Annotated in this window: 20 protein-coding genes; 11 read left to right on the top strand and 9 right to left on the bottom strand. The window is 65.1% G+C overall.

Features of this window, described 5'->3' with window-relative positions; translation table 11 throughout:
* Positions 1 to 126: 126 nt before the first annotated feature.
* A complete protein-coding gene (locus IHQ52_RS12955; protein ID WP_081712444.1) occupies positions 127 to 927 on the top strand; it encodes an O-methyltransferase in 801 nt (266 codons plus the stop codon).
* 218 nt (positions 928 to 1,145) lie between these two features.
* Here the strand turns inward: IHQ52_RS12955 and IHQ52_RS12950 are convergent, their stop codons facing one another.
* From IHQ52_RS12950 to IHQ52_RS12930, 5 genes are all read right to left on the bottom strand, one after another.
* Positions 1,146 to 1,892, bottom strand: a complete 747-nt coding sequence (locus IHQ52_RS12950) for a succinate dehydrogenase/fumarate reductase iron-sulfur subunit (RefSeq protein WP_024498742.1) — start codon at positions 1,890 to 1,892, stop codon at positions 1,146 to 1,148.
* A 1-nt stretch (position 1,893) separates the two neighbouring features.
* A complete protein-coding gene (locus IHQ52_RS12945; RefSeq protein WP_024498743.1) occupies positions 1,894 to 3,822 on the bottom strand; it encodes a fumarate reductase/succinate dehydrogenase flavoprotein subunit in 1,929 nt (642 codons plus the stop codon).
* Positions 3,823 to 3,879: 57 nt separating this feature from the next.
* Positions 3,880 to 4,704 (bottom strand): hypothetical protein, encoded by an 825-nt coding sequence (locus IHQ52_RS12940; RefSeq protein ID WP_024498744.1) that lies wholly within the window; start codon positions 4,702 to 4,704, stop codon positions 3,880 to 3,882.
* Positions 4,701 to 4,991, bottom strand: coding sequence for a hypothetical protein (locus tag IHQ52_RS12935; protein ID WP_024498745.1), 291 nt, complete (start codon positions 4,989 to 4,991; stop codon positions 4,701 to 4,703). Before IHQ52_RS12935 ends, IHQ52_RS12940 begins: the two co-directional genes overlap by 4 nt.
* Before the next feature lie 452 nt (positions 4,992 to 5,443).
* Positions 5,444 to 6,427, bottom strand: coding sequence for a glycoside hydrolase family 43 protein (locus IHQ52_RS12930; protein ID WP_024498746.1), 984 nt, complete (start codon positions 6,425 to 6,427; stop codon positions 5,444 to 5,446).
* 222 nt (positions 6,428 to 6,649) lie between these two features.
* Between IHQ52_RS12930 and IHQ52_RS12925 the strand changes: the two genes are divergently transcribed.
* A complete protein-coding gene (locus IHQ52_RS12925) occupies positions 6,650 to 8,269 on the top strand; it encodes a DUF222 domain-containing protein (RefSeq protein ID WP_096274967.1) in 1,620 nt (539 codons plus the stop codon).
* Between the two features lie 164 nt (positions 8,270 to 8,433).
* On the opposite strand, the gene IHQ52_RS12920 is transcribed toward IHQ52_RS12925, so the two are convergent.
* Together IHQ52_RS12920 and IHQ52_RS12915 are read right to left on the bottom strand one after the other, a co-directional pair.
* A complete protein-coding gene (locus IHQ52_RS12920; RefSeq protein WP_024499793.1) occupies positions 8,434 to 9,390 on the bottom strand; it encodes a DUF1214 domain-containing protein in 957 nt (318 codons plus the stop codon).
* A gap of 123 nt (positions 9,391 to 9,513) precedes the next feature.
* Positions 9,514 to 10,260 carry a class I SAM-dependent methyltransferase gene (locus IHQ52_RS12915; protein WP_024499792.1) on the bottom strand — a complete coding sequence of 249 codons (747 nt, stop codon included), beginning with the start codon at positions 10,258 to 10,260 and terminating at the stop codon, positions 9,514 to 9,516.
* Positions 10,261 to 10,469: 209 nt separating this feature from the next.
* Between IHQ52_RS12915 and IHQ52_RS12910 the strand changes: the two genes are divergently transcribed.
* The 6 genes from IHQ52_RS12910 to IHQ52_RS12885 all read left to right on the top strand — a co-directional run bounded on the left by IHQ52_RS12910 (position 10,470) and on the right by IHQ52_RS12885 (position 14,710).
* The gene (locus tag IHQ52_RS12910) at positions 10,470 to 11,069 is read left to right on the top strand and encodes a DUF8020 domain-containing protein (RefSeq protein ID WP_024499791.1); all 600 of its coding nucleotides are present in this window, start codon (positions 10,470 to 10,472) and stop codon (positions 11,067 to 11,069) included.
* Between the two features lie 219 nt (positions 11,070 to 11,288).
* Positions 11,289 to 12,536, top strand: a complete 1,248-nt coding sequence (locus tag IHQ52_RS12905; RefSeq protein ID WP_024499790.1) for an alkane 1-monooxygenase — start codon at positions 11,289 to 11,291, stop codon at positions 12,534 to 12,536.
* Positions 12,533 to 12,700 carry a rubredoxin gene (locus tag IHQ52_RS12900; protein WP_024499789.1) on the top strand — a complete coding sequence of 56 codons (168 nt, stop codon included), beginning with the start codon at positions 12,533 to 12,535 and terminating at the stop codon, positions 12,698 to 12,700. Before IHQ52_RS12905 ends, IHQ52_RS12900 begins: the two co-directional genes overlap by 4 nt.
* A complete protein-coding gene (locus IHQ52_RS12895; RefSeq protein ID WP_006437844.1) occupies positions 12,697 to 12,876 on the top strand; it encodes a rubredoxin in 180 nt (59 codons plus the stop codon). Before IHQ52_RS12900 ends, IHQ52_RS12895 begins: the two co-directional genes overlap by 4 nt.
* Positions 12,873 to 14,111, top strand: a complete 1,239-nt coding sequence (locus IHQ52_RS12890; protein WP_024499788.1) for an NAD(P)/FAD-dependent oxidoreductase — start codon at positions 12,873 to 12,875, stop codon at positions 14,109 to 14,111. Before IHQ52_RS12895 ends, IHQ52_RS12890 begins: the two co-directional genes overlap by 4 nt.
* Entirely contained in the window at positions 14,108 to 14,710 is a 603-nt protein-coding gene (locus tag IHQ52_RS12885) for a TetR family transcriptional regulator (RefSeq protein ID WP_024499787.1), read from the top strand. The genes IHQ52_RS12890 and IHQ52_RS12885 overlap by 4 nt, the downstream gene beginning before the upstream one ends.
* Before the next feature lie 8 nt (positions 14,711 to 14,718).
* Here the strand turns inward: IHQ52_RS12885 and IHQ52_RS12880 are convergent, their stop codons facing one another.
* A complete protein-coding gene (locus IHQ52_RS12880; protein ID WP_024499786.1) occupies positions 14,719 to 16,206 on the bottom strand; it encodes a phospholipase D-like domain-containing protein in 1,488 nt (495 codons plus the stop codon).
* A 125-nt stretch (positions 16,207 to 16,331) separates the two neighbouring features.
* On the opposite strand from IHQ52_RS12880, the gene IHQ52_RS12875 reads away from it, so the two are divergent.
* A complete protein-coding gene (locus tag IHQ52_RS12875; protein ID WP_024499785.1) occupies positions 16,332 to 16,955 on the top strand; it encodes a CHAP domain-containing protein in 624 nt (207 codons plus the stop codon).
* Here the strand turns inward: IHQ52_RS12875 and IHQ52_RS12870 are convergent, their stop codons facing one another.
* Positions 16,956 to 18,029, bottom strand: coding sequence for an IS630 family transposase (locus IHQ52_RS12870; RefSeq protein WP_024498685.1), 1,074 nt, complete (start codon positions 18,027 to 18,029; stop codon positions 16,956 to 16,958).
* A 72-nt stretch (positions 18,030 to 18,101) separates the two neighbouring features.
* On the opposite strand from IHQ52_RS12870, the gene IHQ52_RS12865 reads away from it, so the two are divergent.
* On the top strand, positions 18,102 to 18,734 hold the full coding sequence (locus IHQ52_RS12865; RefSeq protein WP_024497908.1) for a DUF2461 domain-containing protein: 633 nt from the start codon (positions 18,102 to 18,104) through the stop codon (positions 18,732 to 18,734).
* A 360-nt stretch (positions 18,735 to 19,094) separates the two neighbouring features.
* A complete protein-coding gene (locus IHQ52_RS12860; RefSeq protein ID WP_024497907.1) occupies positions 19,095 to 20,087 on the top strand; it encodes an antibiotic biosynthesis monooxygenase in 993 nt (330 codons plus the stop codon).
* Positions 20,088 to 20,096: the final 9 nt, after the last annotated feature.

The raw sequence follows: 20,096 nt of genomic DNA, 5'->3' as shown, positions 1-20,096 counted from the left end.
TCATCGGTTCTGCTGATCACACGTCGGCCGAGACTCTTTGGGAGTCGACTCTCGCGGGTTGCGCTGGCGGCCATCGCGGCACTCGGTCTGGCTATCGGCGTCAACGAGTGCATCGGTAGGCCGGTGATGTTTCTGCGATGGTCGTATCTGCGGTTCCTGTTCGGTCTGCGGCATATGGGCGCCACCTGGCAGGTCGGTGACGGTCGCGAACAGGCCTTGGCCGACTACGTGTGTACGCATGCTCGCCGGAACGACATCGACGACGTCATCCGGGCGATTGACGAGTTCTGCTATACCAAGAGCTATCTGATCAACATCGGTGACGAGAAAGGCAAGTTGCTGGATCGCGCTGTCGCAGCAGCACAACCGCGCCGGTTGCTGGAACTCGGCACCTACTGCGGCTACAGCGCACTGCGCATTGCGCGTGTCATGCCCGCCGACGCCGTCTTGTACTCGATCGAATTCAATCCGGCGAACGCCGCTGTGGCCCGACGGATCTGGGATCACGCGGGCATCGGCGAGCGCATCGTCGTGATCGTCGGAACGTTGGACGATGACGGGAGAACCCTCAGCACGCTGGGCGACAAACACCAGTTCGCCCCCGGAACCCTCGATTTCGTCTTCATCGACCACGAAAAAGACGCGTATCTCCCCGATCTCCGCCGGATCCTGGATCACGAATGGCTGCACCCGGGCTCGGTTGTCGTGGCAGACAACGTCAAATACCCAGGCGCCCCACAGTACCGAGCATTCATGCGCGGCCAAGAGGGCCTCGACTGGCATACCCGAGAACACCCGTCACACGCCGAATACCAGAAGATCATCAAAGACGTCGTGCTCGAATCGACCTACCTCGGCCGACCAGACGATGAGCAATCAGTAAGCGGCCCAAACCACCTCGTTCAGGATGAGCAGCAGCATCCTTGAAAGGCGGATTCGACGATCTGCAGACATCACGGCCGCAGGTTCAAATCCCGTCCAGTGTGAGTTCGAGTCTCGGTTGGGGCGCTGCCGCGATCATCGTCATCATCACCACGAAGGGACGACCGGGTGTGCCCACACCTCGAGCCCCCGAACCTCAGACCTCCGCGGAGGAACCAGTACCGTCGCGATTTACACGAAGCGATCGATACTCCGCAGCGACACTACCGCCGGAAAAGCTTGTTCCCCAACCACACCAGCGGGTCGTACTTCCGGTCGGCCACCCGTTCCTTCATCGGGATCAGCGCATTGTCGGTGATCTTGATGTTCTCGGGGCACACTTCGGTGCAGCACTTGGTGATGTTGCAGAAGCCTAGGCCGTGCTCGTTCTGTGCGGTCTCGCGCCGTTCGGCGACGTCGAGAGGGTGCATGTCGAGCTCAGCGATGCGCATGAGATAGCGCGGCCCGGCGAAGGCCTGTTTGTTCTCCTCGTGATCGCGCACCACATGACAGACGTTCTGGCACAGGAAGCACTCGATGCACTTACGGAACTCCTGGGACCGCTGTACGTCGACCTGCTTCATGCGGTACTCCCCCGGTCCCAGACCCGGCGGCGGGGTGAAGGCCTGGATCTCGCGGGCCTTCTCGTAGTTGAACGAGACGTCGGTGACCAGGTCGCGGATCACCGGGAACGTCCGCAACGGGGTCACCGTGATGATCTCATCCTCGGTGAACGTGGACATCCGGGTCATGCACAGCAGTTTGGGGCGACCATTGACCTCCGCCGAACACGAGCCGCACTTGCCGGCTTTGCAGTTCCATCGCACGGCCAGGTCGGGAGCCTGGGTTGCCTGCAGGCGGTGGATGATGTCGAGCACCACCTCACCGTCGTTCGCGAGCACCGTGAAGTCCTGGAGCCCCCCTCCTTCGGTGTCGCCGCGCCACACCCGGAATCTCGCGTCGTAGCCCATCTCAGTTCTCCTGCCTACCAACGGCATCGGGGTGGCCGGCGATTTCAGCGGCGGTGTAGTACTTCTCGATCTCGGCGAAGTCGAACAACTCCAGGAGATCCGGACGCATCGGGGTCTGTTCTTGCTTCACGACGTCGACTTCGGGGACCGGGGAGCCGTCGCCGATGTCCGCGGTGCACACCAGCAGTGTGTTGCGCCAGTCCGAGTCCATCGACGGGTGGTCGTCGCGCGTGTGTCCGCCGCGACTCTCGGTACGCATGAGGGCCGCTTTCGCCACACACTCGCTGACCAGCAACATGTTCCGGAGATCGATCGCCAGATGCCAGCCCGGGTTGAACTGCCGGTGACCTTCGACCTGCATGTCGCCGAGCCGGTTTCGAAGGTCGGCCAGAACTCGCAGCGCTTCCTGCATCTCGTCTTCCTTACGGATGATGCCCACGAGATCGTTCATCGCCTGCTGCAGATCCATGTGCAGCGTGTAGGGGTTTTCCGGTTTGCCGTCGGCCGGCGGATCGAACGGCGAGAGCGCGTATCTCGCCGCGCGGTCGATGTCGTCCTGGGCGATTCCGGGCCGGTTGCCCAGTGACTCGACATACGACGCCGCGCCGAGCCCGGCGCGTCGACCGAAGACCAGCAGGTCCGACAACGAGTTACCGCCCAACCGATTCGATCCGTGCATCCCCCCAGAGCACTCGCCGGCAGCGAACAGACCCGGTACCCGGGAGGCGCCGGTGTCCGGATCGACCTCGATCCCACCCATCACGTAGTGGCAGGTGGGGCCCACCTCCATCGGCTCGGCGGTGATGTCCACGTCGGCGAGCTCTTTGAACTGGTGATGCATCGACGGGAGTCTGCGGATGATCTCCTCGGCCGGCATCCGGGAGGCGATGTCGAGGTAGACGCCGCCGTGTTCGGTTCCGCGACCGGCCTTGACCTCCTCGTTGATCGCCCGAGCGACCTCGTCACGTGGAAGAAGATCGGGTGTGCGGCGGGCAGAGTCGTTGTCGGCCAGCCACTCGTCGGCTTCATCCTCGGTCTCGGCATACTGCCCCTTGAACACCGGCGGGATGTAGTCGAACATGAACCGCTTGCCGTCGGTGTTCTTCAGGACTCCGCCGTCACCGCGGACGCCCTCGGTCACCAGGATGCCCTTCACGCTGGGCGGCCACACCATCCCGGTCGGATGGAACTGGACGAACTCCATGTTGATCAGGCTCGCGCCGGCGCGCAGGGCGAGAGCGTGGCCGTCACCGGTGTACTCCCAGGAATTCGACGTCACCTTGAAGGATTTGCCGATCCCGCCGGTCGCGACCACCACGGCAGGCGCCTCGAACACGATGAACCGCCCGGACTCCCGCCAGTAACCGAACGCGCCGGCGATGGCGTCGCCGTCCTTGAGCAGCTCGGTGATGGTGCACTCGGCGAAGACCTTGATCCGCGACTCGTAGTCGCCGGTCGCCGCGAAGTCCTCCTGCTGCAGAGACACGATCTTCTGCTGCATCGTCCGGATGAGTTCCAGTCCGGTCCGGTCACCGACATGCGCCAGCCGCGGGTAGGTGTGACCGCCGAAGTTGCGCTGGGCGATTCGACCATCGGCGGTCCTGTCGAACAGCGCCCCATAGGTTTCCAGCTCCCACACACGATCGGGTGCTTCCTTGGCGTGGAGTTCGGCCATCCGCCAGTTGTTGAGGAACTTCCCGCCGCGCATCGTGTCCTGGAAGTGGGTCGCCCAGTTGTCCTTCGCGTTCGCGTTACCCATCGACGCCGCACAACCACCCTCGGCCATCACGGTGTGCGCCTTGCCGAACAGCGACTTGCACACCACGGCCACGGAATATCCCTTTTCCCGGGCCTCGATGACCGCCCGCAGACCGGCACCACCCGCACCGATCACAACGACGTCGTATTGGTAGCGTTCCGGTTCGGTCATCTAGCGCGACTCCCAACATTGAAAACGGTTGCACAACAGTGGTTTCGACTCAATCGATCAACCCACGAACCTCAGATCCGAGATGGTGTCGCTGGCCACCAACATGATGTAGAAATCGGTGAGCATCAACGTACCGAGCGTGATCCAGGCGAACTGCATGTGCCGGGTGTTCAGTCTGGAGACCCGCGTCCAGATCCAGTACCTCACCGGATGTTTCGAGAAGTGCTTGAGCCGGCCGCCGGTCACGTGACGGCACGAATGACACGACACCGTGTAGATCCAGAGCAACAGCACGTTGACCACGAGGATCACGTTGCCCAACCCGAAGCCGAAACCACCGCCCTTGCCGTGGAAGGCGACGATGGCGTCGTAGGTGTTGATCACCGAGATGATGACGGCCACATAGAAGAAGTACCGGTGCGAGTTCTGGATGATCAGCGGAAGCCGCGTCTCCCCGGTGTACTTGGTATGGGGTTCGGCGACCGCACACGCGGGCGGCGACAGCCAGACCGACCGGTAGTAGGCCTTGCGGTAGTAGTAGCAGGTCAACCGGAATCCGAGCAGGAACGGCAGCGACAGGAACGCCAGCGGTATCCACATCGGCAACTCGGGGAAGGGTGTGCCGAAATGGCTCGACCCAGGGACGCACGACTCGCTCAGACACGGCGAGTAGAACGGCGTCAGATAGTGATAATCCGCGACGTAGTAGGCGCTCCGGACGAACGACCGCACGGTCGCGTAGACGACGAAAGCCGCGAGACCCACGACCGTCAGCAACGGCGACAACCACCATCGGTCGGTCCGTAGGGTTCGCGCCGTCAGGCGCGCCCGTCTCGGGGAGAAGACCCCGAGTGACTCCCGCTCAGCCGCGGGGGCGCTCACTTCGTGCGCTCACGCGAGTGGAAGCCGAGCCCTTCGTCTTGAGCGCCGAGCCACGCGGCCTCGTCGGACTTGCTGTCGGGAACGTAGACGACCTGCTCCTTGGCCTTCACCTTGATCGGCTTGGGCGGGCTGTGTTCGAAGTCGTGCAGGTCGATCTCGAGGCGGTCGAGGTCGTTGGCCATCCGGCGAACCGCGTCGGTATCGCCGTAGTGCGCCCTCAGTCCGACGATGTGATGCCGCAGCGTGGTGATACTACGGTGCAGTTCTCTCATTTCGGCCGTTATCATGGCGCTCCCTCCACAGCCTATGTGATATCCAACACAGTACCGGCAGGGTCGGTTCAGTCAACGGTTTCCGAGGATCGTGTCGCGTGGACGGGGAACACGACGGTTCATGCACTCCTGCCACTGACCCGCAACAGCGCGTGGCGCATGCGATCTGACATGTCGCTCAAGATCGCCGAATCCTCGTCCCCGAGGGCGGTCGACGCGCGGACCTCGTCATCGGCCAACTCCGGCGCGGCGTCACGTTTACGTCCTCGCGTCGATGGCCGTGCCGTTTCTGCTGCCGGCTCGCTACTCCGCCGGCACCGAGTGGCTCCTCCCGGCCGTCGAGGGGCGATACTGCTGACGCTCATCGTCGTCGATCCCGGCCGTAATCCGCGGCGCCATCCGGATCTCGCGTTCCCCAGCATCTCGACCCGGCCTGGCGCGAACGCCGTGAACCTGCTCGGGCAGGGTTAGACCGGTTCTCGGACCACGCCGAAGTGACGAACAGATCCGGAGAGTCCGGGGAGCTCCTTCAACGGCGTCCAGGTCCGCAGCCCGTCGCCACTGTCGGAGTAGAAGTACCGGCGGTCCCGATAGGCGTCGACATAGAGCCGCCAGTTGCCGTTCGGCAGCTGGACCACGGCAGACCCCTCGACCAGGCGACCCCACGGACCCGGAGCGACGAATCGGTACGGCCCCACCAGCGACCCGGATACCGCGTGTTCGATGACCTTCTTGGTCTCGTTCTTGGTGAACGCGTGATACGTCGCCCCGACCTTCACGACAGTGGTGTCGATACGGTCCGCCCCGAGGCCGAGGATCGGAACCGGTGGACTCCACAACCGAAGTCCCGGATCGAGCGCGGTCATCAGATACGGAACGAATCCGCCACCCGTCGACATCGACAGGATCACGTTGACCCGGCCACCTTCGACGAACCACTCCGGCGCCCACGCCTTGGTGGTGAACGGCGACAACGACGGTCCGTCACTGGAGCCCGCCGATCCGAAACTCAGCGAGCCCGCCGACGACCCGGTGCCGTCACCCGTGCCGGGCAGGAAGGCACAGCACAACGGCACCGGGTAGTTGTGCATGAAGGTCCAGTTCACGCGGTCACGACTGCGCGCGAAGCCGATCGACGTCGAACCGGTGGTGTAGGTGACGTAGTACCAGCCGTCCGAACTCCGGAAGATACTCGGGTCACGCACCAGACCCGACGGTGGCTGGTAAGCCGACATGCGGATCGGCTGGAACCGGGTCGCGTCCGAGGACTGGTACACGTCCATGTGCCGGGCACTGGTGTTGGAGAACCCCACCATCGTGTACCGCCAGTTGTCCGGCGCCGCGTCTGCGGCACCCGGGGTGCCGGCCAGCAGCGCCGAGAGTGCAAGGACCGCGATCGCCAATGAGCCGACGCGGGACCGGCGAGTGAGGATTCGCTGGGGCAGCAACATTGAAGCAGTATCCGCGAAATCGACTGTGGTGTGAATGGCTTTCGCCGATACAACCACCGGCATTCGAGACACCCGGGATGCCCATCGACGACCGGAGGCCCTTTACACCACACCTCCGACACTTCTAGTGCCGCCATCCGGCACCGAATTCTTCTGCACGGCACAGTAATTGCGTGTACAGTCGAACATGCATTCGAACCACGGATTCAGGAGGTGACCGTCATGACCGACATCGCATCTACTGATGTCGTCGACGAGCCCGCCCCTGCCGAGATGCCCGATTTGCTCGATGAACTCGACACGATCGTCGACAAGCTGCAGAACACCGGTTTCACCCGCCTGTCCGATGCCGAAGTCGATGACGCCGGCATGCGCATCGAACGGGCCATCGCCCGACTCACCTACACCGGCAACCAGCAGATCGTCGAAGCCGATCAGCGCGACCTGCCACGCAAGTCCGGCTACCGCAGCGTCATCGACTACATGAAACACCGACTCCGCATCGCCTACCCCGGCAAACGACTCAAACAGACCCGGGCCACCGCGACCTACCCCGACCTCACCACTGGTGAACCCCTCGAACCCACGCACCCGACGCTGGCCGAGGCGTTCGCCAATGGCCAAGTCGGTTCAGCTCACGTGCACGCCGTGATGGACGTGTTGGATCAGATTCCGCACGCCATCCCACTTGATGTGCAGGTCGCCGCCGAACGCACCATGGCCGAACAAGCCGTCAACCTCACCCCCGAGCAGATCACTGACGTAGGTTCGCGACTACTGGCCCACCTCGACCCCGACGGAACACTCGCCGACGACACCGACCGCCAACGCCGTCGCAAACTGTCGGTCAACCGGCAACGTGCCGACGGCACCGCCAAGATGTCCGCCGACCTCACACCCGAACTCCTCGCGCGGATCACCATGCTGCTCGCGGTCTGGGCCAAACCCGGCATGAACAACCCCGACGACCCCGAATCACCGCACGGGTCGATCGAGAATGCCGACCCCGAGATGGTCGAAGCCGCTGCCGCACGTGATGATCGCAGCGATGCGCAGCGCAACCACGACGCGTTCAACGCCTTGCTGAAGGCTGTGTTCGAGGACGGCCTGCTCGGCAAGAGCCACCGCGAACTACCCGTGCAGGTGATCGTCAAAGCCGACCTCAACGATCTGATCCGCGAAGCCGGGTTCGCCACCACCGCCACCGGCACCCTGATCCCCATCCCCGACCTCATCGACATGGCCGCCGACGCCCAACCCTGGCTGGCGGTGTTCAAAGACGCCACCGCCGTCCCGCTGTACTTCGGACGCGGCAAACGCCTGGCCACCCGCGAACAACGCCTCGCCTCCTTCGCCCGACCCGACGGCGAAGTGTGCTCCACACCCGACTGCGACCTATCCGCCGCACACGTGGAAATGCATCACGCCCAACTCGATTGGGGTCTGGGCGGACTCACCGACATCACCGACCTGACCCCGGCCTGCTCGAAACACAACCGCATGGTCGGCGACCAGCCCGGACAGTTCACCACCCGCATGGTCCGCGAGGGCCCCGACGAAGGGCGTTGCGCCTGGCGGCTCAACGCCGAACCCGGCGCGCCCCCGAATCCCGAACGCATCAACCGGCGACCCGACCTACCCCGCCGATTCGCCGAGCACCTCCGACAGGTGCGTACCGAGATCCACGGACCCGACCCTGCGTCCGGCGATCAGCCACGCCTGGAGATCCGCGAAGTCATCGACCACCGACCGGAGCCGCCAATGCGCGGGCTGTCCGTCACTGAGCTGTCCCCCATCGAACTACAGCTCGCAGCCATCATCGGATTGAACACCAGACGCTGATACCACCACGGCGACGGGTCCACCAGCGGTCGAGGATCGCTTGGCTCGCACCTCGTGCGATCGAAGTCGCTTGCGACACTGTTCTGTATTCACCCGACTTCGATCGAAGTCGAACGGCCGCAACGACATCGCACGCGACGTCATTCCGGAGGGCGACCGACGGCTCAGGATTCGGCGACCGGCTTCAGCACCGGCGGAGTCCACGTGCCGTCGAGGACCTCGGGGCGCGGACGATACAGGCGGATGAGGTAGTTCCAGCCCTCGGGCGTCACGATCGCGTTGGGCGGGACGTCACCAGTGACGGCGGGGATGAACCGAACGGTGATCGACCCGTCGCCGTTGCGTACGCCGGTGACGCTGTTGACCGTGTACAGGTCCTTCTCGTTGGGCTCGAAGAACCCCGCCGCGTTGTACACCGACACCGACCAGAAGGCGTCGACCGGGATGTCGGCGAAGACGAGTTCGTAGTGCCCGGGACCGACGGCGGGGTCGACGCCGACATAGGTGGCCTCGGATGTCGGGAGCCCACCCCAGCCCGCCGCACATCCGATGAGGTGGCGGACCGGGTCCACCTCGTCGCGGCTGCCGAAGGTGTGGTCGAAGGAGGTGAGCCCTTTCGCCAGCTCCAGCAGAGCATCTCGGGTCGCATCGAGACTCGCGGTGTCGTAGTCGGGGGACACGAACGGCTCCGACGAGCCCGGAAGGAGCGTCACCTGGTCCTGCAACCTCCCGACTTCGGCCACATCGACCACATCGGTCGGATCGACCAGAATCCGTACGGCGACCAGGACGTAGCGCGATCCGTACGTCTCCTGCGTCAGCGTGTGCTCGCCGGACGCGTGCAGAACGTCACCGACGTAGTGGTCCTCGTTCACGATCATCGCGGACACGTAGCGGTCACCGGCGTCGGGCAAGGTGAGCACCGCCGGTGCCGCGAGATCGGCGACGGCGAAGCTGTACAGGGTGTCCCGATTGAGGCGGATCACCGTCTGTTCGTCGATGGCGGCTGGTTCGCGATTGTGGCGGAACCTGCCCACCCCACCGGCGGCCAGCTGGATGTCGGCGAACATCCGATGCGTCTCCGCCCGAACGAAGTTGTCCACGTTGACATGACCCGGCATGCGTTGTCTCCCTCTGCTGGAAGGTCGAGAGGTAGCCTATCCCGCCAATCTCAGGGGACAGGACCGAACCGACACACCCAGCTCAGGGCTTCTGCGACACGACCGAAGACATCGGCCTGGCTCTCATACCGTCCCGCGAGCGGCCCACGCGGTGGCCGAGACGGTGAACGGCCCGTCGCCCAGACGACCACGCGCGACCGTTTCGAGTTCGGTTCGGGCACCGGCGTCTAGCGTCGTCACGTACTCGCCCGCAGGACCGACGCCGAAAGTGTAGGGCTCCCACCATTCTTCGAAGGTCGGATGCACGACGTCGACGGTGATCGGCTCCTCGATGACGTTCCGCAGCCCGGCCGTCTCGAACAGTTCGGTGAGGTGACCGCGGTGGGCGCCGGAGAGGAGCGCCTCGTCCTGGGCGTCGGGATCGAGAACGTGCACCGCATCCCAGAAGGGCGCGAGCGCTCCGGTGGGTCCGTCCCACACACATGCCGCGACGATCCCCTCCGGCCGGGTCACCCGCGCCATCTGCGTGATGCCGCGAACCGGGTCGGTCATGAAGTGGACCACCAACTGCGCGAGGGCGTGGGTGAATTCGTCGGCGTCGTACGGCAATTCCTCGGCCGTCCCACGACGAACGTCGACATCGGGGAATCGCTGGTGGATCGCGTCGACGAACGGCGGGGACGGATCGATCGCGGTGACTGCGGCCCCTCGCGACAGCACATGGGCGGTCAGCGCCCCCGGGCCACACCCGACGTCGAGGACACGCGCGTCGGCACCGACCTCCGCGAAGGTCGCGAAGACCTCGGCGAGAGGGTCGGCGTAACGGCCCATGAAGCGCCCGTAGGCGTCGGGCGGGACGACGAAACCCACTCGTCCATGTTAGGACGCGGTGTGATGGGGGTCACCGTTGTCATCCGTTCGTACCAATGGCGCGGGACAGAGCACACATGGTCGTGAGCCGATGCAAGAATCACACCGCTTGAACCCGACAACGCGCTCGGACCGGCAGCAGGCGGCCTGAATGTGGTCACCGGAGGTGACGGCGACCAGTCGCCACACAGACGAAGTGGAGATCAACGATGAGACGTTTCCGCCTTCTCAGCGTCACGACGTTGGCTGTCGCGATGCTCACGGTGTCGTTCGGCACCGCTCACGGAACGCCCGCGCCGGCGGCGCCGTCACATCTGTCGGTGGCATCCGCGGACGGCACATCCATCTCCTCCGCCCTGAAGAACGCCACATTCGTCTCCGCCGGCGACGAGCTCCGCGTCGTCGATCTCAACGGCCGAACGCTCGAGCGTGTCGCCCTGACACTCCCGCTGAACGGGGTGAATGTGCCGTTACAGACGCGGATCAGCGCAGATCGCACCCAGGCGACCTTCACCCCGCTCCTCACACCGGAGGCCCGGGCCGCGATCGCCGCCGGTGTCCGCCCGGCGTCGGCGAAGAAGGACCGCGCCTATCAGCAGATGATCTGGCACATCACCAACGGCTGGAACCGCGGTGGCAACGTGACGACCGCCGTCGGCGCGCTCGCCGGTCTGATCATCGGCTGTCTGGTCATCGTCGGATGCATCTGGGGCGCCGGGGTCGGCGCCGCCATCGGTGCGGCCATCGGTATCGGCAACGGCGATCCCGCTGCCGCCCAGTCGATCCTGAACTGGATCAACACCCCATGACCGAGGGGTAGAACCCCCTCGATTCCGGATGCGGCCTTCCCCCGCCGCCCCGGAGTTCCCCCAGGAAGATCCCTCGCGCCCTCCCCCGACAGAAACGCGCGAGGGATCTTCTTTGCGAAAGACTACTTTACAAACCAGTGGATTTGTCTAGACAACGTACATTGTCTCGGTTAGTGTCTAGTGCGGCAAGTCACAGTCCTTCTCGTGAGAGGAGCGTGCATGAGTACCGCACCGCTCGAATCCACCCCTGGCACCCCACCCCTGGAATGGCGCGACAAGAAGCGCCACCTCTGGCTGCTCGGCCTCATCCCGCCGACGTCGGTCTTCCTGGCGATGGCATTCGTCGCCGCCTTCAACGCGATCGGCCACGGTTTCGACGCCGTGGCCCCCGTCTGGTGGTGGATCGGACCGATGCTGGTCTATGTCCTGCTGCCCATCCTGGACGTCTTCTTCGGCCCCGACGGCTCGAATCCGCCGGAAGAGCTGATGGAGCAGCTGGAGAACGACAAGTACTACCGCTGGTGCACCTACATCTACATCCCGTTCCAGATCGCCAGCCTCGTCATGGCCTGCTATCTGTGGACCGCCGACGATCTCAGCTGGCTCGGCATCGACGGCGGACTGGGCCTCGCCTCCAAGATCGGTCTCGCCCTGTCGATCGGCGTGATGGGCGGTATCGGCATCAACACCGCACACGAACTCGGCCACAAGAAGGACGATCTCGAGCGGTGGCTGTCGAAGATCACGCTCGCTCAGACCTTCTACGGTCACTTCTACATCGAGCACAACCGCGGACATCACGTCCGTGTCGCCACCCCCGAGGACCCGGCGAGCTCGCGTTTCGGTGAGACCTTCTGGCGATTCCTGCCGCGCAGCGTGTGGGGCAGCCTGAAGTCGTCGATCGAGCTGGAGCGCAAGCGACTCGACCGTGTCGGCAAGCCGTTCTGGCATCCGAGCAACGACGTCCTCAACGCCTGGGCCATGTCGATCGTGCTGTGGGGTGTGCTCGCGGCGGTGTTCGGGTGGCAGATCCTGCCGTTCCTCGTCATCCAGGCCGTGTACGGGTTCTCGCTCCTCGAGACCGTCAACTACCTCGAGCACTATGGTCTGATGCGCCAGAAGACCAAGACCGGCCGCTATGAGCGGTGCACCCCGGAGCACAGCTGGAACTCCGACCACATCTGCACGAACATCTTCCTGTATCACCTTCAGCGACACAGTGATCACCATGCCAACCCCACCCGCCGCTACCAGACGCTGCGCAGCTTCGACGGCGCGCCGAACCTCCCGAGCGGGTACGCCAGCATGATCACGCTCGCCTACTTCCCACCCATCTGGCGTGCGGTGATGGACAAGCGGGTCCTCGACCACTACGACGGCGACATCGAGCTCGTCAACGTCGCACCGCATCGTCGTGAACGCATCCTCGCCGCGCACGGTGTCGCCGGGAAGGACGGCGACCGATGAGCGCCTACCGTTGTCCGGTCTGTGATTTCGTCTACGACCAGGCGGCCGGCGCACCCCGTGAGGGATTCCCGGCCGGCACCGCGTGGTCCGACATTCCCGACGACTGGGCGTGTCCGGACTGCGGCGTCCGCGAGAAGATCGATTTCGAAGAGGTGGCGAAGTGAAGTTCAAGCTGTTCCGCTGCGAGGTCTGCGGATTCGAATACGACGAAGAGCTCGGGTGGCCGGAGGACGGCATCGAGCCGGGGACCCGCTGGGACGACATCCCCGACGACTGGAGCTGCCCCGACTGCGGTGCCGCGAAGGCAGATTTCGAGATGGTCGAGGTGGCCCGCCCGTGAACTCCGGGCCCGCCCACGCCCCATCGGTGGTGATCGTCGGGACCGGGGTCGCGGGCATCACGGCAGCGGAAACCCTGCGGGCCAACAGGTTCGACGGGACGATCACCGTCTTCGGCGAGGAACCCCACCTCCCCTACCAACGCACCGCGCTCAGCAAGGGCATCCTCGACGGGGACCTCTCCGATCCCAAGATCACCCTGCGGCCCCCGGGGTACTGGGAGGAGCGCGGCATCCACATCGTGCCGTCCGTCCGGGTCACCGGCATCGACGCCGTGTCCCGAACCGTCGAACTCGCCGATGGTTCGGCGGTCGGCTATGACGCGCTCGTCCTCGCGACCGGCGGCACGGCGCGCCAACTGCCCGGCGCGTCGCCGGACCTCCTGTCGCTGCGCACTCGCCGCGACGTCGAACGTCTCCGTGCCCGGATCGACTCGGGTCCGGTCGTCATCGTCGGCGGTGGACTGATCGGCCTGGAAATCGCCGCCGCAGTGTCGTCCTCCGAGCAGCGGGTGGACTCCGCCGGACAGATCACCGTTCTCGAGGCCGCCGCGTCGTTGCTGTCGCGGGTGGTCCCGGACAGCGTTGCGGAGGCCGTCGCCGCCCTGCATCGGGATCGCGGCGTGCGGGTCGTCACCGACTCCCGGATCACTGCCGCCGAGACAGACGCGGTGACGCTGGCAGACGGCACCCGGCTGACCGGAACCGTGATCAGCGCCATCGGGATGCAACCAGATACCGCCCTCGCGGAGGCGGCGGGTCTGTCGGTGGGCCCCGCGGGCATCGTCGTCGACGAGACACTGCGCACCTCGACACCCCGGATCTACGCCGCCGGCGACGTCGCAGCACGGCCCCATCCGCTGACGGGTGAGCCGATGCGGGCCGAGCAGTGGCTGACCGCGACCGAGCACGGCAAACTGGTGGCCATGACCATCGCCGCCGATCTCGGCCTCGCCACCGGTCCCTCGACCCCCGTCCCGCGCGTCCCGCTCGCATGGTCGATGCAGTACAGCAGCAACATCCAGATGGTCGGGTGGCCGACCATGGCCGACCGGTTCGACGTGGACCTCGACACCAGCACCGGGACGGGCACCTGCGCCGACGGGTTCGCCACCACCGTCCGCTGTTTCGCCGACGAACGCCTCGTCGGCGCGGTGTGCATGGGTCGCGGCGGTGCCGGACGTGCACTCCGTACCGAGATCGAGAAGACGCTGGAGCCGGTCGGCGCGGCGGGATGACGACGCGTAACTACGCCCAGGACAGCAAGACGCTGCTGCGTAACTCTCTGCTCGACGGGTTGCACGATCTGCTGATGGACCGGGACTGGTCGGCGGTACGGATGTCGGACGTCGCCGCCGCCACCGGTGTCAGCCGGCAGACGGTCTACAACGAGTTCGGGTCGAGGTACGGACTCGCCCAGGGATATGCGGTCCGGCTGGCGAGCCGTTTCGCCGGCCATGTCGCCGACTCCCTCGCCGAGCACGTCGACGACGTGACCGGCGCGCTGCGCACCGCGTTCACCGAGTACTTCACCGGCGTCGCCACCGATCCCCTGATCGCGTCGCTGCTCTCCGGCGAGGCGAAACCGGATCTGATGAAACTCATCACGACCGATGCGGCACCGATCATCGCCACGGCCGGCGACCGGCTCTCCCAGGCGTTCCGCGAGTCGACGTGGTTGTCGATGCCCGACTCCGACATCGAACGCATCGCGCGCGCCATCACCCGCATGGCGCTGAGCTATGTCGCGATGCCGCCGGAAGGCGATCGCGACGTCGCGGCGGATCTCGCCGAGATCATCGCTCCGGCCATCGAGACCGCGCGGCTCTCCGACTGAGGAAACCCTCAGCGCGGCAGTCGTTTTCCGACCCCGCGCCGGATCACCCCGCGGTAGATCCGCTCGACCAGCGGGGTGCGCGCACCCTCCGGGTCGACGAGTTCGTTCTCGGCGATGATCGATGCCTCGTCGTCGATCACGTCGCGGTCGAACAGTTCGAGCGTGCGGCCCGGGGTGGCCAGCGACTCGATCGCCCCGATCAGCGACTGCTTCTCGCGCACGGTGTCGTCGAAGACCTCGGCATCGACGTCGAGATGTTCCGACAGCAGCCGGGTACGCATCGATGTGATGGTGTCGCGAAGTCCCGCGTCGTCGGGGTCGTCGCGGCGTGCCTCGATGGCCACGTCGCATTCACTGTCGAAGCCCAGCGACCGGTTGTTGAGATTCGACGAGCCGATGCGCAGCAGGACGTCGTCGACCACGAGCACCTTGGCGTGCACATAGATCTCGTCACCCTCCGAGGTCACCGGATAGTAGGCACGGAACCGATCGTGGACGTCGGCACGCCACAGCATCCGGAGCAGCTTGTGGCGTGCGCCGTCCATGGCCAGTCGTTCCACCGGGCTGTCGGCGTTGCGTGGGAGGACCACGACGATCTCCGGACCGTCGGGTTCGGCGAGTCGCTCGGCCAGGGCCTCCGCGATCTCGCGGGCGGCCAGATACTGGCTCTCGACGTAGATCGTGCGGCGGGCGGCGGCGAAGGCCGCCCGGTACAACCGGCGGATCTCGTCGATCTCCGGACGGTCGTTGTAATGAGGGATGGTCCGGGCGACCCCGACCTCGCAGTCCGCGAAGGTCACGTCGAGACCCTTCGGCCAGATGTCGGGGCCCTCGGTGTCGACGAGGGGTGCCAGACGCTCACCGGTCGCCGCCTCCCACCGGTCGACGGCGACACTCGCGACGACGCGTGCGGCATCCCCGTCCAGTGCGACGGTCACGTCGTGCCACGGACCATGTGGTTCACCGTCGGGGTCGCGACGGAAATCGTTGTGCGACAGATGTTCTGAGGTGTCCCAACGGTCCACGGTCATGTCGATGCCGCCGCAGAACGCGAACTGGTCGTCGATGACCGCGATCTTCTGGTGGTGTGCGGCCGACACCGGATGCGCGGCATCGATCCGGTAGTGCAGACGACGCCCCGTGAGGAGGTCCTGGACGAACGGCGGCGCCACCCCGCGAAGCATCCCGGTGAACGCACCCGTGCTCCAGCGCAGCACGTAGATCTCGAGGCCCGACCGGTGCTCGATGAGCCATTCGAGGAAGTCGCCGAGCCGGTCGGGGATCTCGTGGTCGGATGACCGCGGATCGAGGCTGATCCGGGTGTCGACGTCCCAGCCGATCAGGATGACCCGGCGTCGTGCCTGGAGCAGTGCCGACTTGGCGTGCAGAAAGTAGTCCGCCGCGTCGACGATGCAGGCGACGCGGTCGGCGGTGGCGATCTCCCGACAGGTGTCACCCGCACGCAGGATCGGCTCGTGTCCCGACTCGTCCGCCATGTTGTCCTCTGCCTCGTTCTCGTCACCCGTTGTCGTTGTCAGTCCCCCCGTCAGCCCGTCATTCTGCCAACACACGTCGGTCGCCATGGCACCCCCACCTCGGGGCGGTCCCTACACTCGTCGAGGTGACACCCGAAGCCGCGGACGACCTCGACGAACAGCCCACCCGACGTCGACGACGCCGGCCGTTCGCCGTGGCTGTCGCGATCGCCGTGGTCCTGCTCCTGGGTGCCGGGCTGCTCGCGTGGCGCACCGTTCCCGAGCGGTGGCTCCCGTGGGACACCGCGGAATTTCCCCAGGTGGACGCCTCGCAGCTGTCACCGGCACAGAACCGGATCGTGGAGTTGCTCCGTGCCGAGCACGCTGCACAGCGGCCGGGCATGTTCTATTCCGAAGGCGTCGACGAGCCGTGGTGCGCGAACTTCGTCAGCTGGATCATGCGCGAAGCCGGGACCCCGTTCGCCAACCCCCACTCGGGGCACTGGCGAATCCCCGGAGTGTTCACCCTGCAGGAGTACTTCCAGGACACCGGGCGCTTCGAACCCGCCGGCGACTACACGCCCCGCGTGGGCGACGTCGTGATCTACGACCGGTCGTCGGCGCTCGGTCAGCACACCAATATCGTGGTCGGAGTCGACGGTGACGAGGCGACGACGGTCGGGGGCAACGAGATGCGCAGGATCCGGGTACACGAGCTGGACTGGAGGTCCGACGGCGGCGTCGTCGGATTCGGACGGAGCATCGGATGACTAGTGGTTCGTTTCTGAAGTTGTTTGACGGTTGGCCTTCTGCAGGATCTCTTCTGTGGTTTTGGTCCAGACGAATGGGTGTTTGCGGTCGTTCCAGCCGTTGATGAATTGCCGGATCTTTGAGTTGAGGTCGGCGACGCTGGTGAACACCCCGCGTCGGATCGCTTGGCGATCGATGAGTGCAAACCACACCTCGACGAGGTTGAGCCATGACCCCGAGGTCGGAGTGAAGTGCACGTGAAAGCGGGGATGGTCATCAAGCCATTGACGGACCTCAGCGGTCTTGTGGGTGGCGTAGTTGTCCATCACCAGATGGAGATCCTGTGTGGGGTAGGCACGAGCGAGTTGGCGCAGGAACGCCAGAAACTCCTGGCGGCGATGTTTGGGCTTGACCGCTGCGGTGACGTGGCCGGTCGCGATCTCCAATGCGGCGAACAACGTCGTCGTGCCGTGTCGCTTGTAATCATGAGTGCGTCTTTCGACGTCACCAGGCCGCATTGGCAGCATCGGCGCGGTCCGGTCCAACGCCTGGATCTGACTCTTCTCGTCCACGCACAACACGATCGCGTTGTCCGGCGGCGCGAGATACAAGCCCACCACATCGGTCACCTTGGCGACCAGTTCCGGATCGGTGGAGAACTTGAATGTCTCAGCCCGCCAGGGCTGTACACCATATTCGCGCCATGCCCGGGCCACCGTGGCGTTGCCGATCTTGAGGTGGCGTGCCAGCAAACGCGAGGACCAATGGGTGACTCCGAACTTCTTCGGCGGAGGCCGCAGCGTCGTGGCGATGATCTGCTCGGCATCGATATGACGTGGCCGACCCGACCGTGGTGCATCCTCGAGACCGGGCAGACCGTCCTCGGCATATCGCTTGCGCCACTTCCACACCGAGGTCGTCGTAGTGGCTACCTCGACCGCGATCTGCGCATTCGATACCCCCTCTGCGGCCAGCAGTACGATCCGAGCTCGCTGCGCCAGCCCCGCACGAATCGTCGTCGACCGCGTCCACGAGATCAACCTCTCCCGATCACCCTCACGCAAGACCAACGCCGGAGCCGCAGAATTCGCCACACCTCATTATCCCAAGACAATAACCATTTAGGAATTAACGACACGAGCCACTAGTGCCGGCATGGTGATGTCATGAGCTTCGACGGATTCCCCGAAGCCGCCCTCGACTTCTACGACGATCTCGAGATCGACAACTCGAAGTTCTTCTGGGAGCAGCACAAAGAGACGTATCGCACGGCGGTCGCGGAACCGATGTCGGCACTCGCCGAGGAGCTCGCCGACGAGTTCGGCACCGCCAAGCTGTTCCGGCCGTATCGCGACGTCCGGTTCTCGAAGGACAAGACGCCTTACAAGACACATCAGGGAGCTTTTGTTGCCGTGGCCCCGGCCACCGGCTACTACATCCAGATCGGCGCTCCCGGTGTCCGCGTCGGGGCCGGGTTCTACGAAGCCACCCCGGCACGGCTCGCCGAGTTGCGCAAGGCCATCGACCATGACCGGCACGGGCCCGAACTGGAGAAACTCGTCCGTAGGCTCACCAGAGCCGGATGGGAGATCGGCGGCGACCGGTTGAAGACCGCTCCACGCGGCTACGACGTCGATCATCCGCGCATCGACCTTCTGCGTCACAAGTCGCTCTTCGCCGGCCGTGACTACGGCTTCGACGAGGTCATCCACACCCCGGCACTCGTCGACCGGGTCCGCAAGGACTGGCGCGCGACGACCCCGCTCGTGGAGTGGATCGCGCGGCACGCGGCCACCTGAGCTGCCGGCATCGGCGATACGGCACCGCTGTGGTCTCCTGAAACGAATTCTGGGACCACTTCCCGGTCTTTCGGCGCGCGCCTGAATCCGCCGTGGTCATACTGGCGCGGTCCAACGTCGACAACGACCTCGAATGACCGAGACAGCCGATGACAGCGCTCGACCACGGTATCGCCGAACTTCTCGAGGCCGCCATACCCGGCCGTGTCCACCCACCGGATTCGGCGGATTACCGGGATTCGTTGGCACGCATCTTCTTTCCCGACGCTTCCCGACGCCATCCGCCGTGCGTCGTCCACCCCCGGGATTCCGCGGACGTAGCGCTCGTGCGCCGACACGTACCGACTCCAGGAGTAGTCCATGACCAACGAGACATCTCAGCACACCGGTCGGTCGGCCGGGATCGCCGACGGCGCTGCGACGCTCATCTTCGGGCAACGCGTCCGTGAGGGATTCGACGAGTCGTTTCGCACGTGGCATGCCTCGATCTCCGGCGCTGCCGCCGACTTTCCGGGCTTCCTCGGCGTCGAGTTGCGGCCTCCGACGGACACCCATGCGGACTGGCTCACCATCTACGGCTTCGACTCCGTCAGCCATCTCCAGGACTGGCTGAACAGCAGTGTCCGTCTCGAACACGTGCGCGCCGGCGCGGATCTCATGGACGGCCCCGCCACCGCGCAGGTCCTCGCACACGACGCCAAAGAACCCGACACACTGGTCACGGTCGTGATCACCCACCGTGTCGCCGACTCCAAGGTCGACGAGTTCCTCGCGTGGCAGAAACGGGTGGATGACGCCGAGCACCTATTCGCGGGCTTCCGCGGGTCCGAACTCTTCCGGCCCATCGAGGGGGTGCAGGACGAGTGGACGATCTCCTACCGCTTCGACACCGCCGAGCATCTCGAGGCCTGGCTGACCTCGCCGGAACGTCGTGCGCTGCTCGCGGAGGCGGAGGAGTTCGGCGAGTTCACCCTGCAGACGATCGACCACTCGTTCGGCAACTGGTTCTCCCACGGCGACCCCGATGCCCCGCCTCCGTCCAACTTCAAGACCTCGGTGGCGGTGTGGGTCGGCCTCTACCCCACCGTGGTGTTCCTGACGTTGATGACCGCACCGTTGGGCATGCCGCTGTGGCTGGGCATGTTGATCGGTAACCTGTTGTCCAGCTTCGCGATGAGTTATCTGACGATGCCGTACTACGTGAACAGGGTTCTCGGTTGGTGGCTGCAACCGAAATCCACCGCGCCACAGCCCCGCACGAACGTGAACGGAGGCCTGTTCATCCTCGCCCTGAACGCGGTGTGGGTGGCGATCTTCTACCTCGTGACCGTCCAATTCTGGTCGTTGCCATGACGATCCGTC

The sequence above is a fragment of the Gordonia amicalis genome (genome assembly GCF_022059885.1).
GTDB classification, from domain to species: Bacteria; Actinomycetota; Actinomycetes; order Mycobacteriales; family Mycobacteriaceae; genus Gordonia; species Gordonia amicalis.
The sequence above is the reverse complement of the archived record's forward strand: the minus strand, read 5'-3'. Positions and strand labels throughout refer to the sequence as shown.

Excerpts from the sequence above, each read along its gene's own strand:
- IHQ52_RS12860 (WP_024497907.1), top strand. The coding sequence starts at position 19,095 with ATGACCAACGAGACATCTCAGCACACCGGTCGGTCGGCCGGGATCGCC.
- IHQ52_RS12920 (WP_024499793.1), bottom strand. The coding sequence starts at position 9,390 with ATGCCGGGTCATGTCAACGTGGACAACTTCGTTCGGGCGGAGACGCAT.
- IHQ52_RS12950 (WP_024498742.1), bottom strand. The coding sequence starts at position 1,892 with ATGGGCTACGACGCGAGATTCCGGGTGTGGCGCGGCGACACCGAAGGA.
- IHQ52_RS12945 (WP_024498743.1), bottom strand. The coding sequence starts at position 3,822 with ATGACCGAACCGGAACGCTACCAATACGACGTCGTTGTGATCGGTGCG.
- IHQ52_RS12865 (WP_024497908.1), top strand. The coding sequence starts at position 18,102 with ATGAGCTTCGACGGATTCCCCGAAGCCGCCCTCGACTTCTACGACGAT.
- IHQ52_RS12925 (WP_096274967.1), top strand. The coding sequence starts at position 6,650 with ATGACCGACATCGCATCTACTGATGTCGTCGACGAGCCCGCCCCTGCC.
- IHQ52_RS12955 (WP_081712444.1), top strand. The coding sequence starts at position 127 with ATGTTTCTGCGATGGTCGTATCTGCGGTTCCTGTTCGGTCTGCGGCAT.
- IHQ52_RS12900 (WP_024499789.1), top strand. The coding sequence starts at position 12,533 with ATGAGCGCCTACCGTTGTCCGGTCTGTGATTTCGTCTACGACCAGGCG.
- IHQ52_RS12885 (WP_024499787.1), top strand. The coding sequence starts at position 14,108 with ATGACGACGCGTAACTACGCCCAGGACAGCAAGACGCTGCTGCGTAAC.
- IHQ52_RS12935 (WP_024498745.1), bottom strand. The coding sequence starts at position 4,991 with ATGATAACGGCCGAAATGAGAGAACTGCACCGTAGTATCACCACGCTG.
- IHQ52_RS12930 (WP_024498746.1), bottom strand. The coding sequence starts at position 6,427 with ATGTTGCTGCCCCAGCGAATCCTCACTCGCCGGTCCCGCGTCGGCTCA.
- IHQ52_RS12905 (WP_024499790.1), top strand. The coding sequence starts at position 11,289 with ATGAGTACCGCACCGCTCGAATCCACCCCTGGCACCCCACCCCTGGAA.
- IHQ52_RS12910 (WP_024499791.1), top strand. The coding sequence starts at position 10,470 with ATGAGACGTTTCCGCCTTCTCAGCGTCACGACGTTGGCTGTCGCGATG.
- IHQ52_RS12880 (WP_024499786.1), bottom strand. The coding sequence starts at position 16,206 with ATGGCGGACGAGTCGGGACACGAGCCGATCCTGCGTGCGGGTGACACC.